Below are 14,608 nucleotides of genomic sequence, written 5' to 3'. Positions count from 1 at the left end.
CCGCAGCATTTCACGAAGCGGGGCGACGGCACATCTGCCGTTCGGCAGACTTGGATGCGTTTTCCCGGTCCGCTATCCTGAGAGCTGGACTTTCGAAACGCCGGCCCGCCGGCCACCGCGCGTGCCGCCCGCGGCACGCTTCCCGTTTGCGTTCGCGCCGCCCACAGGAGACGCACGACATGAATCCCCCGACCGACCACCGGACGTTGTTGCGCACGCTCGGCATCCGCATCCCGATCATCCAGGCGCCGATGGCCGGCGTCAGCACGCCCGCGCTGGCGGCTGCCGTGTCGAACGCGGGCGGGCTCGGCTCGCTCGGCGTCGGCGCGACGAACGCCGACGGCGCGCGCAAGATGATTCGCGACACGCGCGCGCTCACCGACCGGCCGTTCAACATCAACCTGTTCTGCCACCAGCCGGCTCGCGCCGACGCCGCCGTCGAGCGCGCGTGGCTCGACTGGCTCGCGCCGGCGTTCCGCGAACAGGGCGCGACGCCGCCGGCGTCGCTGTCGGAGATCTACACGAGCTTCGTCGAGGACGATGCGATGCTCGCGATGTTGCTCGAAGAAAAACCCGCGGTCGTCAGCTTTCATTTCGGGCTACCGTCCGACGAGGCAATCGCCGTGTTGAAGCGCGCGGGCATCACGCTGTTCGCGGCCGCGACGCATCCCGACGAAGCCCGGCAGATCGCCGCGGCCGGCATCGACGCGATCGTCGCGCAAGGCATCGAGGCCGGCGGGCACCGCGGCGTGTTCGATCCGGCGGCTCGCGACGATCGGCTCGGCACGTTCGCGCTGACGCGCCTGATCGTGCGCGAATGCGCGCTGCCCGTGATCGCGGCCGGCGGCATCATGGACGGCGACGGCATCGCCGCCGCGCTCGCGCTCGGCGCACAGGCCGCGCAGCTCGGCACCGCATTCGTCGCCTGCCCCGAGACGTCGATCGACGACGGCTATCGCCGCGCGATCCTCGGCGACACGGCACGCCACACCACGTTGACAGCCGCGATCTCCGGCCGGATCGCGCGCGGCATCGCGAACCGCCTGACCGCGCTCGGCGACGATCCGCGCGCACCCGCCACGCCGGCCTATCCGATCGCGTACGACGCGGGCAAGGCGCTGCATGCGGCCGCGAAGGCACAAGGCGAATTCGGCTACGGCGCGCAATGGGCCGGGCAGGCGGCGCCGCTCGTCCGGTCGCTGCCGGCCGCCGAGCTATTCGCGACGCTCGAGCGCGAGACGCGGGCGGCCATCGCGCGGTTACAGCACGCGCTGGACTGATTGCCCCGCCACGCGTCGCGCGTCTCCCGTCGCGTGCGCCGGCGACCGGCGCATACGCCGCGATCCGCATCGCCGGCCACGAAATTGCAATGTTCTGTATCCGCACGCGGCGCGGATACAGCGCGATACAACGCATCGGCCCGGGCCCGCTATAAAGCAGACATGACCTCTCGAGGAGCACGACATGTCTGCCACCTGGTTCAACGGATCCTGCCATTGCGGAGCCGTCCGATTCGAAGTCCGGACCGCGCTTGCACCGGCCGTTCGTTGCAATTGCAGTCTCTGCCGCCGTCGCGGCGCGCTGATGAGCCCGATGTTCGATGCGCGCGACCTGAAAATCGTCGAAGGCGAGGGCGCGCTGACGGTCTACCGTTTCAACACGCGCACGGCCCGTCACTATTTCTGCAGCCGTTGCGGCGTCTATCCGTTCCATCAGACGCGCAAGGATCCCGCGTGCTGGCGCGTCAACCTCGGCTGCCTCGACGGCGTCGATCCGTACGCGCTCGACGCGGCGGTCGCCGACGGCGCGAGCCTTTCCGTCGTGGAGGACGCATGAAACGCTGGCTGATGATCCTGCTGTTTGCAGCGGGCGGCCTCGCGACCGAAATCGCGCATCCGGTGCAGTGCTCGCTGTTGTCGGTGAGCCGGCAGCGCAGCGGCGACCGCCGGGATCGGAACGACGGCGCGCGCCCCTGACGCAGGGCGGGCACGCGGGTCAGTCGAACCTCTTGATCGGAAACGATAATCATGCTTCCGATAAGATCGCATGCGATATATAATGCGTTCATCTGCGACCCGATCCGGTGTCGAAGGAGGACGTTCATGAAACCGACCGAAGCACAATCGCCCGCCGCACCGAAACTTTCCGAGTTCCTGTGTTTTGCGATCTACTCGACGAACCTCGCGTTCGGCAAGGCGTACAAGCCGATCCTCGAAGAGCTCGGCCTCACGTACACGCAATACATCACGATCATTGCGCTGTGGGAGGAGGGCAACCAGACGGTCGGGCAGCTCGGGGAAAAGCTGTTCCTCGAATCGAACACGCTGACGCCGATCCTGAAGAAGCTCGAGGCGATGGGTTATCTCGAGCGGCACCGCGATCCGTCGGACGAGCGCCAGGTGCTCGTGAGCCTGACGAAAAGCGGTCGCCGCGTGCGCGAGAAAGGGCTCGACATGAACCTGGTCGAAGCTACCGGGTTGAAACCCGATGAATTCGCGAAGATGCAGAAGGCGATCGTCACGCTGCGCGGCAACCTGATCGATTCGATCGACGAATAGACGCCGGTTCGATGTCCGGCCGGCGAAGCAATTACCGTCGGCCGCTTCCTTCATTTCCGCGCATTTCCGGCCGACAGGGCCGACGCACTGCTGCGACCGGCCCGTTACGGCTGGCTCTCCGACTGGCCCGTCCGGGTCACCGCGCTCCCCAGCACCAGCAAATGCATGTCGCGACGCTTGACGAAGCCGAGCGCCAGATAGCGCTCGATCGCGACGTGATTCGACGCAAGAACGTGCAGGAACGGTGTTTCCCTCCGCGCGCGGATTGTCGCGATCAGCGTCCGTATCAGTCCCGCGGCGAGGCCTTGGCGTCGGAATGCAGCATCCACGCAGACCGCGCTGATCTCCGCATGACCCTCGACCCGCATGCGCTGACCGGCCATCGCCGCGAGCCGGCCTTGCCGGCGTACGCCGATATAGCCGCCGAATTCGACCGTGCGCGGGCCGAACGGGCCCGGCTCCGTCGCCGCCGTCAGTGCAAGCATCTCCGGCACGTCGGCCTCGGTCAGCGGGACATGCTCGAACGCATTCGCAGGCGCGTCGTCGAGCGTTCCCTGCCAGATCATCTGATGCAGCGTCGCGCGCCGGACCACGGCAAGGCCGGCCGGCGTCGGAATCTCGTCCGGCGTGACCAGTGCCGCCGGCCCGTGCGCGTCGATCAGGCCGCGCAACGCGTCGAAGGAGGCCGGGCTGCGGTCCGCCAGGCCGGCGAACGGCGCGACCGCCGGCGCAAACCGCTGCGCACGCGCGTCGCCGAGCGCAAACCGATGCTGCTGGCCGGCCAGCGCATTCCACACGGCGTTGTCGAGCGGATGTCGTCCGCCTTCTTCATGCTCCGTCGTTGCTTCCCGCATTGCCTGCTCCTTGAATGAAGGCTGTCCGCCGCACAGCATAGACGCGATCGCCAGCGCAGGTTGCATGCAAACAAAAAGCGCATGCGATTACATCGCATGCGCTTTATTTAACGGGCGGAACCTTCGATTTCGTCGCAACGCTCAATGCCCGAAATAGATCGAACGCTCGGCCGTGCGAATCGCGCTGCGGCGGCCGGACTGCGTTGCGCTGTCGGCGTTGCTGCCGTAACCGGATGCTTGCGTATCGGCTGCGACCGCATCGTTGTCGCGAATCTGTCTCAGCGCCGCCTGCAGGTTGTCCGGATAGTTCGGATCGTTCGGGCGGCTCGGCAGATAGCCGGCCTTCTGGAGCGCGGCCAGCTCCGCACGCACCTGCGCACGCGTCACGGTACTTTCGGCGGCGAATGCCGGCACGGCAGCGGAAGCCGACACGGCGACGAGCAGGGCTGCAATCAATTGGGTCTTCATCATTTACCTCGATGGAAAAAGGAGTATGCGGAGTGTGAGCGTCGCACGCCGGCAACCGGCGCCGATCGCGGTTTCGTTCAATGGCCGAAGTAGATCGAGCGCTCGGCGACGCGCGTCGCAGGGCGGCTGCCCGATTGCGCGACGGCCGCGGCATCGCTGCCATAACCGGACGTCGCCGTATCGGCCGCCACGGTGTCGTTCGCGTGAATACGCGTCAGCGCGGCCTGGAGGTTGTCCGGATAGTGCGGATCGTTCGCGCGGCCCGGCACATAGCCGGCTTGCTGCAGCTGCACGAGTTCGGCACGTACTTGCGCACGGGTCACGGTGGCTTCACTGGCAAACGCGGGCGCGGCAACGGCAGCGGACACGGCAACGAGAACGGCAGCGATCAATTGGGTTTTCATCATTCACCTCGACAGAATCAGTTGGAAAAATGTGGGGTTCAGGCCGGTGCAGGCCGCGCTCAATGACCGAAGTAGATCGACCGCTCGGCCACGCGCACGACCGCGCGTCGGCCCGCTTGCGTCGACGCACTGGCGTCGCCGCCGTAGCCGGCCGTCGACGGCGAGTTGGCCACCGCATCGTCGGCCTGGATCTGCGTCAACGCGGCCTGCAGGTTGTCCGGGTAGGTCGCGTCGCTTGCGCGGTTCAGCGCATAGCCGGTCTTTTCAAGCTGCACGAGCTCGGCGCGCACTTGCGCACGGGTCACGACGGCTTCACTGGCGAAGGCCGGCGCGGCAACGGCAGCGGACACGGCAACGAGAACGGCGGCGATCAATCGGGTTTTCATCATTCACCTCGACAAGAAGATGGCAGGACAGTCGGGAGGGCGGCAGCTGGCCGCCCAATGCAATGTTCAGACGATGCGGATCTCGACATCGATGTTGCCGCGCGTCGCCTTCGAATACGGGCAAGTCTGATGCGCGGTATCGACGATCTGCTGCACGACGTCACGATCGAACCCTGGCGCGCTCACGTTCAGGCGGGCCTGCAGGAAGTACGCATTGCCGCCCATGCCGAGGTCGACTTCGGCATCGACTGCGAGGTCGGCCGGCAGCGTCACCTTTGCCGCGCGCGCCGCAAGCTGCATCGCGCCGATGAAGCAGGCCGACCAGCCGGCCGCGAACAGCTGTTCCGGATTGGTGCCGGTGCCGGCGCTGCCCGGCGACGACAGCTGGATGTCGAGGCGGCCGTCGGAACTGCGCGCCGCGCCGTCGCGGCCGCCGGAAGTCGTGTGCGTCTTGCCCGTGTACAGCACTTTTTCGATCTTGCTCATCATTCACTCCGTCAGGTTTGAAGGTTTTCCTCTGATGCGATTCGATCGCATGCGATGCAGTTTGGTCGAGGCGATCCATCGCGTCAAGCGGATTCGATTAAATCGCATGCGACATTTTGTATTTCAATGTATCTGGATCGTGTACGGCCTTGTGGAGCAAGGCTTTCTGGCGATCACTCCCTTATATTCAAAAGACGAAGCAGGCGGGAAATTTCACGGCGGGCAGGGCAGACGCCCCGTGGACTCGCTGCTGCCTCGGGGGCGACAACCCGGTTATGCCGGGCGGATTTCAGCGATCACGACCAGGATCACGGCCGCGTCGGCCGGCAACTGGTGCTGGGAAAAGGCCGAGCGCGCGTGTCCCGCCTTGTCGCCGAGCACCGCGGCAAACAGGTCGGACGCACCGTCGATCACGGCCGGCTGACCGTAGAAGCCGTCGGCCGATGCGACGTGTCCCTCGACTCGCACGATGTGATGCAGGCGGTCGAACCCGCCCAGGTGCCTTCTGATCTGCGCGAGCACGTTCAGCGCGGCGAGCTGCGCCGCGTGACGCCCGTCATCGACGCTCAGCTGTTCGCCGACACGGCCCGTATAGAAGACCTTGCCGTCGACGAGCGGCAGTTGTCCGGAAACGAACAACAGGTTGCCGGCTTCGCTGACGGCCGTATAGCTGCCAAGCGGTTGCGGCGGTTCGGGTAGCGTGAAGCCGAGTTCGGCCAGCTTCTGTTCGATCGTCATTGCGTGCTCCTTCGGGGAAGTTTGATTGGGCGGCCGCCGCGCGGAAGCTTCGCTCGCCAGGGCCTCTGTCAGTCACTCTAGTGATGCGGTCGATGCCGGTAAATATCGTTCGCGCAATTGATTCGACACGCGATGTAACGAATCGCGCGCGGCACGAAGCGGCGCGAACGCGTGCCGGAGGGTCGTCCGGCGCCGCCTGCCGCGCGCGTCGGTGCGCTGGTTTCGCGCCCGGGATTCATGCACACTCGCTGCTTCGACTCCCGCGACGCAAGCAACGGGCGCCGGCAGACGGGAAGCCCGATGCCCAATCGCAAGCGCTCGGTGGACTCACCGACTTGAGATCGCGCCAAGCACCGGAGACAGCAGGAGCGGGCCCATGCAAAGAAAATTCGACGATCTGCTGCTCGGCAGCATCGAGCTGTTCTGCCTGGCGGCCGAACTCGGCAGCTTCACGCTCGCGGCAGCCGCGGCGAGCGTCACGCCGGCCGCGGTCAGCCGGTCGGTCGCGCGGCTCGAGGAGCGTCTCGGCGTACGCCTGTTCGTACGCACGACGCGGCAGATCCGCCTGACCGATTCCGGGCGGCGCTACTTCGAGCAATGCCGTGATGCGCTGTCGCAGCTCGTCGACGCGGAGCGCGAAGCGACGGGCCAGCAGGCGACCCCGGCGGGCGTGTTGCGCATCAGCATGCCGACGCCGTACGGACACTATCGCGTGCTGCCGCTGCTGCCCGCATTTCGCGAGCAATATCCGGACGTACGCGTCGAAACACACCTGAGCAATCGCAACATCGACTTCGCCGAGGAGGGTTTCGACCTGGCGATCCGCGGCCGCGCGCCGGCGGATTCGAGCCTGGTCGCGCGCAAGCTCGAGGACGCCGAACTCGTCGTCGTTGCGACGCCCGGCTACCTGAAGCGCGCAGGCGTACCGCGCGCCATCGACGATCTGCACGCGCACGAATGTATCCAGTTCGAGCTCCCGAGCAGCGGCCGGCCGATTCCGTGGCTGTTCAACGACGGATCGGTGGAAATCGACGTCGCGACGACCGGTGGCTACGGCACGTCGGGCGACGTCCTCGCCGGCGTCACGCTCGCGCGCAGCGGCGCGGGCCTGTTCCAGACCTATCGCTTCATCGTCGAACGGGATCTGCGCGACGGGACGCTTGTGCAGGTGCTGTCCGGCCAGGGCGGCCGGTCGCGGCCCTTCATGCTGCTGTATCCGCATGCACGCTATCTGTCGTCGCGCGTGCGCGTATTCGTCGACTTTCTCGTCGAACATCTGGAGCAGGCGCCCGGCAAGCGGGCTCGCTAGCCATATCCACCCGTGCCGGCAACGGCGCGGGGCGCGAACACCACGGCTGCGCCGGGACCCGGCCGCATCGCGCCAGCCACACCGGCGCATGCCCGCATCGTCGCCGCTCAGTGTCCGGCGCTCTGGCCGCCATCCACGTGCAGGATCTCACCGGTGACGAACGGCGCCGAATCGAGATACAGGATCGCACCGACGATGTCGCTCATCTCGCCCATGCGGCCGACCGGGTGCAGCGCTGCGAGCGTCGCGTGCGTGTCGGGCGCATGCATCGGCGAATTGATGATGCCGGGCGACACGGCGTTCACACGGATGCCGGCCTTCGCGTACTCGATCGCGAGCGACTTCGTCGCGGCATTCAGTCCGCCTTTCGTCAGCGACGCCAGCACCGACGGCACGTTGCTGTTCGCGTGATCGACGAGACTCGTCGTGATGCTGACCACATGCCCGCCGCCGTGCCGCTGCATCGCCGCGATCGCGCGCTGCGTGACGTGGAAGAAGCCGTCCAGGTTGACGCGGGTGATTGCCGCGTAGTCGTCCGCCGTGTATTGCGTGAACGGCTTCGCAATGAAGATGCCCGCGTTGTTGACGAGCGTGTCGACCCGGCCGAAGCGCTCGAGTGCGGTGTCGACCACGCGCCGCGCGACGGCCGGGTCGCCGATGTCGCCCGCGACGGTGACGAGATCGGGGTCGTCCGACGGCCCGATCGAACGGGACGTTGCGACCACCCGATGGCCGTGGGCGCGGAATGCGTTGACTGTTTCCGCGCCGATGCCTTGCGATGCGCCGGTGACGATGATGACTTTGGACGTGCTCATGATATGCCTCGACAGGTGACTGGTTTTCGGCTTCAGTGCCGACCGGATCGATGGATCCGATGGACCAGACTCTAGGCGCGTCGCGCCGGAGTTCGAACACCCACCGTGGACCAACAGTCTTGCGCCGCAGGAACAAATGCGGGGAACAGCGGGGACGGCGGAGTCGCGTCGATGGGCGTGGCGGCGGTGCCGGAGCGCGCGGGTTCGACGTGGTCACTTATCCGGCGGCAATCGCGCGGGATACCGCGCGCCGAATGTCGAATCGTCGTGAAATCGGGTGTTTGGGCCGCGGATTGCTGCGAGCGAGGCTCGCTGATTTGTTCCTTCGCGCCGGGCACTTCTGCAATATTCAGCGCCTATTCGGATAACTTTTCTTATCACAATAGCATTATTTAAAATCCAAACTCGCCGTTTCAGAAACGAACCTGACCCTGTCGGTGCGAACAACGACGCATGGCGCGCATCCGCGCCTCGTCGACCCATTGTTTCCGGGCGGCTAACTCTGAGGTCGCGCCTCATGCATTTATCGGGCGGGCGCGGCTGCCGATAATTGAAGCCATTCGGAAGGGCACGCGGCGATCCGGCCGCGACCGCCCGATAGTCCGATAGTCCGCCTGACCGGGCGGGAAACGGCATCGCTTTCCGTAACAAATGGAATCCGGATGCAAGCCGGGCGCGGCGAGAAAATGGCGGAGTCAACGATGGATACGATCGAGATCGATCAAGCTTCGTGCTGTGAAACCGGGCCGGACGCGCCGGCCCTCAGCATCCGGCGAATATGGGAGGCGAGGGGCGGAACACCAGTGCTCCTGCGCGCGATCGAGGACGGCGATCTCGAGATCGAACGCGACCTGGTCGACCGGCTGTCGAGCCGAAGCTGCTACATGCGGTTGATGTCGGCGCGCAAGCCGACCGAGGATGAATTGATCCGCTGGACCCGCATCGACCGCCGGCGGGAAGGTGCAGTGATCGCGACGATCTGGTCTGGCGGCTGCGAGCGGCTGATCGGCGTCGCTCGTTATGCGATGAACGACGGCGAAACCGATGTCGTCGAATGTGCGATCGTCATCGACGATGCGTGGCACCGGCAAGGGCTCGGCCGCGTGCTGCTGTCGAGCCTGATCGATCTTGCCGAACGGTCTGGCATGAAGCGGCTGGTCGGCACGACGTTGAGCGAAAACGACGCGATGATCGGCCTGGCGCGATCGCTCGGATTCATGCTGTCACGCGAGCCTGGGGCTGCGTTCGTGACGGATCTGCGGCTCGATCTGGAATCGGCGTAGCGCTCGCGCAGCAGGCTCAAGGCGTGATGTGCCAGATTGCTGGATTACCAGCGGTTGGTCAGCTTACGATGGGTCGAAAAGCGGACATTTCAATCTAGCCGCCACAATCGAATCGAAATGTTCGATAACTTAGATTATGTCAAATCACAAATTCACCGGAAAACACGCCTGAAGCCTTGACCAGACACCGCCAGAATCTCACCTTACCGGTCCGTCACAGCTCCCATATCCCATCACACCCGGGCCTCGACAACGCAACACGCCCCACGGCGCCCACCAGGCGCCGTTCTTTCGCTCCACCGCGAACCACACGCATCAGGACACCCACATCCCCTGCATCTTGTGCGAGAAATGCGCGCGCTCGGCCGTCTCCATCAGCGACAGGAATTCGTCCTGCATCATGTGGATCAGCGCTTCGTGGTCGCCGGCCTCGAAATACACTTCCGGCTGCTGCGCGAGATGGTCCTCGAGGAAGGTCTTCATCCCGTACGCCATGCACACCGGCGGCAACGCGCCCATGTCGCAATCCTTGAACAGTTCGCGCAGTTCGATTTCCCTGGCGAGCACGAGATGGCGGCCGGTCTTGACCCACAAGTCCGACAGACGCACCGCGTGCGACGTCGGCAGCACGGCGGCGACGTAGCCTTCGTCGTCCTCGAGCAGCACGGTTTTCGCGAGGCGATCGCCGGGGATATGCGCGGCGGCGGCCGTCTCCATGCTGGTATGGCTATACGGGTGGTACACGACTTCGTACCGCGATGACTTCTGACGCAGGCAATCCTGCAGGGTGGCTGACATAGGCATGGCACACCTCGTCTGGGCAAATCGGGCGAATGAAGTTCGCTCCGGATTCGTTCAGCATAGGTCGCATTCGGCCCGATGGAAATCGCCGCTTCGCCCCTTCCTCATTCGGGCTCCAACTCCGGTTCCAACCCCTTTTCGCGCAGCCATTCGCGGTTGAAAAGCCGCGCTCGATAGATGTCGCCGCGATCGCACAGCAAGGTCACGATCGTGTGCCCCGGGCCCATCCGGCGGGCCAGCCAGACCGCCGCCGCGACGTTGATGCCGCTCGATCCGCCGACGTACAACCCCTCCTCGCGCAGCAGCCGGTAGACCATCTTCACGCACAGCGGATCATCGATCCGCACGGCGTCGTCGATCGGCGCGCCGGCGAGATTCGCGGTGACACGCGTCGAGCCGATGCCTTCGGTGATCGAGTTGCCTTCGGCGCCGAGGTCGCCCGTCTTCACGTAACCGTAGAGCCCGCTGCCGTGGGGATCGGCCAGCACGATCCGGACCTCCGGATTCTGCTCCTTCAGGTAGCGGCTCACGCCCGCGAGCGTGCCGCCCGTGCCGGTCGCGCAGACGAACGCATCGACCGTGCCCGCCGTGTCGCGCCAGATTTCCGGCCCGGTCGTCTCGTAGTGCGCCTGCCGGTTGACGACGTTGTCAAACTGGTTGGCCCATACCGCGTTGTCGAGTTCGTCCGCAAGCCGCCCGGCAATCTTCTGATAGTTGTTCGGGTCGCGGTACGGCGCCGCCGGCACCGGGCGCACGTCGGCGCCGAGCGTGCGCAGGATCGCCATCTTGTCCGGCGATTGCGTGTCGGGAATCACGATCACGCAGCGATAGCCGCGCGCGGCGCAGATATGCGCAAGACCGATGCCCGTGTTGCCCGCCGTGCCCTCGACGACGGTGCCGCCCGGCTTCAGCGCGCCGCGCTGCTCGGCGTCGCGGATGATGTAGAGCGCCGCGCGATCCTTCACGGATCCGCCCGGATTCATGAACTCCGCCTTGCCCAGGATCTCGCAGCCCGTTTCCGCGCTGAGCTTCGCCAGCCGGATCAGCGGTGTGCGTCCCACGCAGTCGACGAAGCCTTGTCTCACGTCCATGCCCGCCCCCTTTGCATTCGCGCTCGCGCGCCATACACAACGAAGGATAGGACGCGGCCGCGGCTTTCGGCGCCGGCTGCCGCGTACTAAGCTTGGAGAGCCCATTGCGGCGCCCGCGCCGCATCGCCAGACGAGGTCCGCCATGCTGCAATTGCAAACCGTCGCCGTCGACAAGCCCGAGGCCGTGAATTTCATTCTCGGCCAGTCGCATTTCATCAAGTCCGTCGAGGACATCCACGAGACGCTGGTCGGCGCCGTGCCTGGCATCCGTTTCGGGCTCGCGTTCTGCGAGGCATCTGGCAAGCGGCTCGTGCGCCGTTCCGGCACCGATGCGGAGCTCGTCGAACTCGCGTGCCGCAACGCCAGCGCGATCGGCGCCGGTCACGCCTTCATCGTGTTCCTCGGCGATGGCTTCTATCCGGTCAACGTGCTCAATGCGATCAAGGCCGTGCCGGAGGTCTGCCGGATCTATTGCGCGACCGCGAACCCGACCGACGTGATCGTCGCGGAAACCGCGCAAGGACGCGGAATCGTCGGCGTCGTCGACGGCTTTCCGCCGCTCGGCATCGAGAACGACGACGACGTGCGCTGGCGCAAGGATCTGCTGCGCACGATCGGATATAAGGCGTAGACGCCGGCCGCCGGTCCGGCGCCAGACGCATGCCGCCCTCCGGCTGCCGCCGGTTCATGCGTGAAACGCGGCGGGCTGACCGTGACTTGCCGCCGGGTGCGGCGCGCCCGCGTCAGCGACGGATCGGACCGCGCATCCGGCAACGTGCGCGCGCCGGGTCGGTAGTGGTTTGCACGCGCATCCCTGCGCCAATGGCGACCGGGTTCCCGCGAACGACTTTCGCCGCGCTTTCTCGGGCGAATTCGAGAGCCGCTGCATAAGACCGCGCGGCAATGGCGCAATCGCGTCTCTTCTGCCCGGGCCCTGTCCTGCAGACTCTGCTGCATCAAAGGCACGAACGCGGCCGGGATTTCAGGGCGGAGGAAAACTAGACCGTTAGTTGCATTTAAAGGAACAAAAATACGCTTCCGTCTGCGTCGCGCCGCTGCCGTCCGGCTGTCCTATACTGGCCGCTACTGGCCGCTGCAGACCGACGGTCGCACCGACGCATCGGCCGCGGCCGTCGACTCTTCCCGGAGCAACGTATGCATTACCAGCTGATCTACGAACTCGTCGACGATTACCTGTCCCGGCGCGAACCGTTCCGCGCCGAGCACCTCTCACTCGCGCAGGCGGCAACCGAACGCGGCGAACTCGTACTCGCCGGCGCATTGCAGGATCCGGCCGACCAGGCCGTGCTCGTGTTCGAAGGCGACTCGCCGGAAGCCGCCGAATCGTTCGCGCGCGCCGATCCGTACGTGCAGAACGGCCTCGTCAAATCGTGGCGCGTGCGGCCGTGGCGCGTCGTGGTCGGCACGCACGCGCCGCGCTAGCCGCGCGCGGCTACAGCCACCCCGCCCGCTTGAAGCGCCACCACAGCCCGAGATCGGCCGCGAGCATCACCGCGATGCAGCCGTAGAAGCCGTACTTGAGGTGCAGCTCGGGCATGTTCGCGAAGTTCATCCCGTAGATGCCGGCGATCATCGTCGGTATCGCGAACAGTGCGGCGAACGAACCGAGCCGCTTGGTGACCTCGTTCTCCGCGAGCGAGATCATCCCGAGGTTCACCTGGATCGCGGTCACGACCATCTCCCGCCGCCCTTCGATCGTCTTCACGATCCGCTGCAGATGATCGTACACATCGCGGAAGTAATGCTCCATCCCGCTGCAGAGCTGCGGGATGCGCCCGCCGGTGAGCTTCGCGAGCGGCTCGATCAGCGGCGCCGTATGCTGGTGCAGCAGCACGAGCCGGCGCTTCAGCGAATAGAGATCCTCGATGATCGCGCGCGACGACGCCGGCGTGGCCTTCGTGAAGATGCGGTCCTCGAGTGCCTCGAGCTCGTTGCCGAGCGTTTCGAGGATCGGGAAATAGCGGTCGACGACCTGATCCATCAACGCATAGAACACGAACGCCGAACCTTCCTGCAGCAGGTGCGGCTCGCGCTCGCAGCGCTTGCGCACATCGCGGAAGTCCTGCTCGGTATGGTTGCGGATCGACAGCACGTAATTCGGGCCGACGAACACGTTCAGCTCGCCGACCTTGAGTTCGTCGTCGTCGTCGAGCTCGACCATGTGCAGCACCGCGAACAGCGAATCGCCGTACTCCTCGATCTTCGGGCGCTGATGACCCTTGCGGGCATCCTCGAGCGCGAGTTCGTGCAGCCCGAACTCCTCGCCCATCAGGTCAATCTCGTCCGGCGTCGGATCCTTCAGCGCGACCCACACGAAACACTCGGGCTTCGACACGTAGTCGCTGATGGCGTCGATGTCGATGTCGGCCAGCTTGCGGCCGTCCTGGTATGCAGCACAGTTGATCAGCATGTTGTCCGTGATGTTGCCGTTTTCACGTCAGTTTACCGGTTTGCCGCGCGGGCGGTCCGGCTTGCGCGGCGCGACGATATTGGTCATGATCGAACTACCTGCGCCGCAGCACGCGCACGGCATCACTTCGACAGACGCACGGCACGTCCGTGCGGCCCAACCGTAAAGGAGACAGGCCCATGTGGTATTTCTCGTGGATACTCGGCATCGGCGTGGCGCTCGGCTTCGGCATCATCAACGCGATGTGGCTGGAGGCAGAAGTGTTCTCGCGCGACGACAAGCGTGTCGACACGTCGCGCACGGGTTCGGGGAGCCGCTATTCGTGACGCACCTGGTGTTCTTCTGCGGTCATGCCGGCACCGGCAAGACCACGCTTGCGAAGCGGCTGATCGGGCCGCTGATGCGCGCGACCGGTGAAGCCTTCTGCCTGCTCGACAAGGACACGCTGTACGGCCGCTACAGCTCGGCCGCGATGGGCGCCCTCACCTCGGATCCGAACGACCGTGACAGCCCGCTCTACCTGAAGCATCTGCGCGATCCCGAATACCAGGGGCTGCTCGACACGGCCCGCGAGAATCTCGCGCTCGGCATCGGCGCACTCGTGGTCGGCCCGCTGTCGCGCGAAGTCCGTGACCGGCGCATCCTCGACCGCGCATGGCTCGGCATCGCGCCGGACGTCGCGCTGACGGTCGTCTGGGTTCATACGGCGGAAGACGTCGCGCACCAGCGGATCGTCGCGCGCGGAAATCCGAACGACGCATACAAGCTCGCGCACTGGGACGAATACCGGCAACGCCGCTTCGTGCCGACCGGACACGAATGCGACGGCATCGTGATGTTCGACAACACCGCGCCGTCCGATGCGGACGTCGACGCGCTGCTCTACCGCATCGTGCCGCCCTCGCCTGCGGCCACGATCGTCCCGCCGCTGCCGGCCTGACCGGCACCCACCGGTACCGTTTTCTCCCCCGCAAAAAACAACGC

At 65.7% G+C, this 14,608-nt stretch carries 20 protein-coding genes; 10 read left to right on the top strand and 10 right to left on the bottom strand.

The window, feature by feature from the left end; translation table 11 throughout:
• Positions 1–179: 179 nt before the first annotated feature.
• The 4 genes from GEM_RS08495 (at position 180) to GEM_RS08485 (ending at position 2,558) form a co-directional block, all read left to right on the top strand.
• Positions 180–1,280 carry an NAD(P)H-dependent flavin oxidoreductase gene (locus GEM_RS08495; RefSeq protein WP_014897001.1) on the top strand — a complete coding sequence of 367 codons (1,101 nt, stop codon included), beginning with the start codon at positions 180–182 and terminating at the stop codon, positions 1,278–1,280.
• Positions 1,281–1,464: 184 nt separating this feature from the next.
• On the top strand, positions 1,465–1,836 hold the full coding sequence (locus GEM_RS08490; RefSeq protein ID WP_014897000.1) for a GFA family protein: 372 nt from the start codon (positions 1,465–1,467) through the stop codon (positions 1,834–1,836).
• A complete protein-coding gene (locus GEM_RS31780; protein WP_014896999.1) occupies positions 1,833–1,976 on the top strand; it encodes a hypothetical protein in 144 nt (47 codons plus the stop codon). The genes GEM_RS08490 and GEM_RS31780 overlap by 4 nt, the downstream gene beginning before the upstream one ends.
• Before the next feature lie 126 nt (positions 1,977–2,102).
• The gene (locus GEM_RS08485) at positions 2,103–2,558 is read left to right on the top strand and encodes a MarR family winged helix-turn-helix transcriptional regulator (RefSeq protein WP_014896998.1); all 456 of its coding nucleotides are present in this window, start codon (positions 2,103–2,105) and stop codon (positions 2,556–2,558) included.
• Positions 2,559–2,662: 104 nt separating this feature from the next.
• Here the strand turns inward: GEM_RS08485 and GEM_RS08480 are convergent, their stop codons facing one another.
• The 6 genes from GEM_RS08480 to GEM_RS08455 all read right to left on the bottom strand — a co-directional run bounded on the left by GEM_RS08480 (position 2,663) and on the right by GEM_RS08455 (position 5,894).
• Positions 2,663–3,412: a GNAT family N-acetyltransferase gene (locus tag GEM_RS08480; protein WP_014896997.1), complete on the bottom strand. Its 750-nt coding sequence runs from the start codon at positions 3,410–3,412 to the stop codon at positions 2,663–2,665.
• A gap of 141 nt (positions 3,413–3,553) precedes the next feature.
• Positions 3,554–3,883, bottom strand: a complete 330-nt coding sequence (locus GEM_RS08475) for a DUF4148 domain-containing protein (protein ID WP_041490487.1) — start codon at positions 3,881–3,883, stop codon at positions 3,554–3,556.
• Between the two features lie 74 nt (positions 3,884–3,957).
• The gene (locus tag GEM_RS08470; RefSeq protein ID WP_014896995.1) at positions 3,958–4,284 is read right to left on the bottom strand and encodes a DUF4148 domain-containing protein; all 327 of its coding nucleotides are present in this window, start codon (positions 4,282–4,284) and stop codon (positions 3,958–3,960) included.
• Positions 4,285–4,343: 59 nt separating this feature from the next.
• On the bottom strand, positions 4,344–4,670 hold the full coding sequence (locus GEM_RS08465; RefSeq protein WP_014896994.1) for a DUF4148 domain-containing protein: 327 nt from the start codon (positions 4,668–4,670) through the stop codon (positions 4,344–4,346).
• A 66-nt stretch (positions 4,671–4,736) separates the two neighbouring features.
• On the bottom strand, positions 4,737–5,156 hold the full coding sequence (locus GEM_RS08460; RefSeq protein WP_014896993.1) for an organic hydroperoxide resistance protein: 420 nt from the start codon (positions 5,154–5,156) through the stop codon (positions 4,737–4,739).
• Between the two features lie 273 nt (positions 5,157–5,429).
• On the bottom strand, positions 5,430–5,894 hold the full coding sequence (locus tag GEM_RS08455; RefSeq protein WP_014896992.1) for a RidA family protein: 465 nt from the start codon (positions 5,892–5,894) through the stop codon (positions 5,430–5,432).
• Between the two features lie 376 nt (positions 5,895–6,270).
• Here GEM_RS08455 and GEM_RS08450 point away from each other — a divergent pair, with 376 nt between their 5' ends.
• Positions 6,271–7,203 carry a LysR family transcriptional regulator gene (locus tag GEM_RS08450; RefSeq protein ID WP_014896991.1) on the top strand — a complete coding sequence of 311 codons (933 nt, stop codon included), beginning with the start codon at positions 6,271–6,273 and terminating at the stop codon, positions 7,201–7,203.
• 107 nt (positions 7,204–7,310) lie between these two features.
• Here the strand turns inward: GEM_RS08450 and GEM_RS08445 are convergent, their stop codons facing one another.
• The gene (locus GEM_RS08445) at positions 7,311–8,018 is read right to left on the bottom strand and encodes an SDR family NAD(P)-dependent oxidoreductase (RefSeq protein WP_014896990.1); all 708 of its coding nucleotides are present in this window, start codon (positions 8,016–8,018) and stop codon (positions 7,311–7,313) included.
• A 701-nt stretch (positions 8,019–8,719) separates the two neighbouring features.
• Here GEM_RS08445 and GEM_RS08440 point away from each other — a divergent pair.
• Positions 8,720–9,301 carry a GNAT family N-acetyltransferase gene (locus tag GEM_RS08440; protein WP_014896989.1) on the top strand — a complete coding sequence of 194 codons (582 nt, stop codon included), beginning with the start codon at positions 8,720–8,722 and terminating at the stop codon, positions 9,299–9,301.
• Positions 9,302–9,616: 315 nt separating this feature from the next.
• Here the strand turns inward: GEM_RS08440 and GEM_RS08435 are convergent, their stop codons facing one another.
• Positions 9,617–10,105, bottom strand: coding sequence for an aminoacyl-tRNA deacylase (locus tag GEM_RS08435; protein WP_014896988.1), 489 nt, complete (start codon positions 10,103–10,105; stop codon positions 9,617–9,619).
• A gap of 101 nt (positions 10,106–10,206) precedes the next feature.
• Entirely contained in the window at positions 10,207–11,193 is a 987-nt protein-coding gene (locus tag GEM_RS08430; RefSeq protein ID WP_014896987.1) for a cysteine synthase A, read from the bottom strand.
• A 142-nt stretch (positions 11,194–11,335) separates the two neighbouring features.
• Between GEM_RS08430 and GEM_RS08425 the strand changes: the two genes are divergently transcribed.
• Positions 11,336–11,824 (top strand): adenosine-specific kinase, encoded by a 489-nt coding sequence (locus GEM_RS08425; protein WP_014896986.1) that lies wholly within the window; start codon positions 11,336–11,338, stop codon positions 11,822–11,824.
• A gap of 524 nt (positions 11,825–12,348) precedes the next feature.
• Positions 12,349–12,636, top strand: coding sequence for a YciI-like protein (locus GEM_RS08420; protein ID WP_014896985.1), 288 nt, complete (start codon positions 12,349–12,351; stop codon positions 12,634–12,636).
• 10 nt (positions 12,637–12,646) lie between these two features.
• On the opposite strand, the gene corA is transcribed toward GEM_RS08420, so the two are convergent.
• Complete coding sequence (corA, locus tag GEM_RS08415; RefSeq protein WP_014896984.1) at positions 12,647–13,624, bottom strand: magnesium/cobalt transporter CorA; 978 nt, start codon at positions 13,622–13,624, stop codon at positions 12,647–12,649.
• Positions 13,625–13,803: 179 nt separating this feature from the next.
• On the opposite strand from corA, the gene cydX reads away from it, so the two are divergent.
• On the top strand, positions 13,804–13,950 hold the full coding sequence (cydX, locus tag GEM_RS29700; protein WP_014896983.1) for a cytochrome bd-I oxidase subunit CydX: 147 nt from the start codon (positions 13,804–13,806) through the stop codon (positions 13,948–13,950).
• On the top strand, positions 13,947–14,564 hold the full coding sequence (locus tag GEM_RS08405; RefSeq protein WP_014896982.1) for an AAA family ATPase: 618 nt from the start codon (positions 13,947–13,949) through the stop codon (positions 14,562–14,564). The genes cydX and GEM_RS08405 overlap by 4 nt, the downstream gene beginning before the upstream one ends.
• Positions 14,565–14,608: the final 44 nt, after the last annotated feature.

This window comes from Burkholderia cepacia GG4 (genome assembly GCF_000292915.1).
Lineage (GTDB): Bacteria > Pseudomonadota > Gammaproteobacteria > Burkholderiales > Burkholderiaceae > Burkholderia > Burkholderia cepacia_D.
The sequence above is the reverse complement of the archived record's forward strand: the minus strand, read 5'-3'. Positions and strand labels throughout refer to the sequence as shown.

Bases quoted from the DNA above. Each gene is read 5' to 3' on its own strand.
- GEM_RS31780 (WP_014896999.1), top strand. From the start codon at position 1,833: ATGAAACGCTGGCTGATGATCCTGCTGTTTGCAGCGGGCGGCCTCGCG.
- GEM_RS08485 (WP_014896998.1), top strand. From the start codon at position 2,103: ATGAAACCGACCGAAGCACAATCGCCCGCCGCACCGAAACTTTCCGAG.
- GEM_RS08480 (WP_014896997.1), bottom strand. From the start codon at position 3,412: ATGCGGGAAGCAACGACGGAGCATGAAGAAGGCGGACGACATCCGCTC.
- GEM_RS08470 (WP_014896995.1), bottom strand. From the start codon at position 4,284: ATGAAAACCCAATTGATCGCTGCCGTTCTCGTTGCCGTGTCCGCTGCC.
- GEM_RS08455 (WP_014896992.1), bottom strand. From the start codon at position 5,894: ATGACGATCGAACAGAAGCTGGCCGAACTCGGCTTCACGCTACCCGAA.
- cydX (WP_014896983.1), top strand. From the start codon at position 13,804: ATGTGGTATTTCTCGTGGATACTCGGCATCGGCGTGGCGCTCGGCTTC.
- GEM_RS08450 (WP_014896991.1), top strand. From the start codon at position 6,271: ATGCAAAGAAAATTCGACGATCTGCTGCTCGGCAGCATCGAGCTGTTC.
- GEM_RS08420 (WP_014896985.1), top strand. From the start codon at position 12,349: ATGCATTACCAGCTGATCTACGAACTCGTCGACGATTACCTGTCCCGG.
- corA (WP_014896984.1), bottom strand. From the start codon at position 13,624: ATGCTGATCAACTGTGCTGCATACCAGGACGGCCGCAAGCTGGCCGAC.
- GEM_RS08440 (WP_014896989.1), top strand. From the start codon at position 8,720: ATGGATACGATCGAGATCGATCAAGCTTCGTGCTGTGAAACCGGGCCG.
- GEM_RS08495 (WP_014897001.1), top strand. From the start codon at position 180: ATGAATCCCCCGACCGACCACCGGACGTTGTTGCGCACGCTCGGCATC.
- GEM_RS08460 (WP_014896993.1), bottom strand. From the start codon at position 5,156: ATGAGCAAGATCGAAAAAGTGCTGTACACGGGCAAGACGCACACGACT.
- GEM_RS08435 (WP_014896988.1), bottom strand. From the start codon at position 10,105: ATGCCTATGTCAGCCACCCTGCAGGATTGCCTGCGTCAGAAGTCATCG.
- GEM_RS08465 (WP_014896994.1), bottom strand. From the start codon at position 4,670: ATGAAAACCCGATTGATCGCCGCCGTTCTCGTTGCCGTGTCCGCTGCC.
- GEM_RS08475 (WP_041490487.1), bottom strand. From the start codon at position 3,883: ATGATGAAGACCCAATTGATTGCAGCCCTGCTCGTCGCCGTGTCGGCT.
- GEM_RS08490 (WP_014897000.1), top strand. From the start codon at position 1,465: ATGTCTGCCACCTGGTTCAACGGATCCTGCCATTGCGGAGCCGTCCGA.
- GEM_RS08425 (WP_014896986.1), top strand. From the start codon at position 11,336: ATGCTGCAATTGCAAACCGTCGCCGTCGACAAGCCCGAGGCCGTGAAT.
- GEM_RS08430 (WP_014896987.1), bottom strand. From the start codon at position 11,193: ATGGACGTGAGACAAGGCTTCGTCGACTGCGTGGGACGCACACCGCTG.
- GEM_RS08445 (WP_014896990.1), bottom strand. From the start codon at position 8,018: ATGAGCACGTCCAAAGTCATCATCGTCACCGGCGCATCGCAAGGCATC.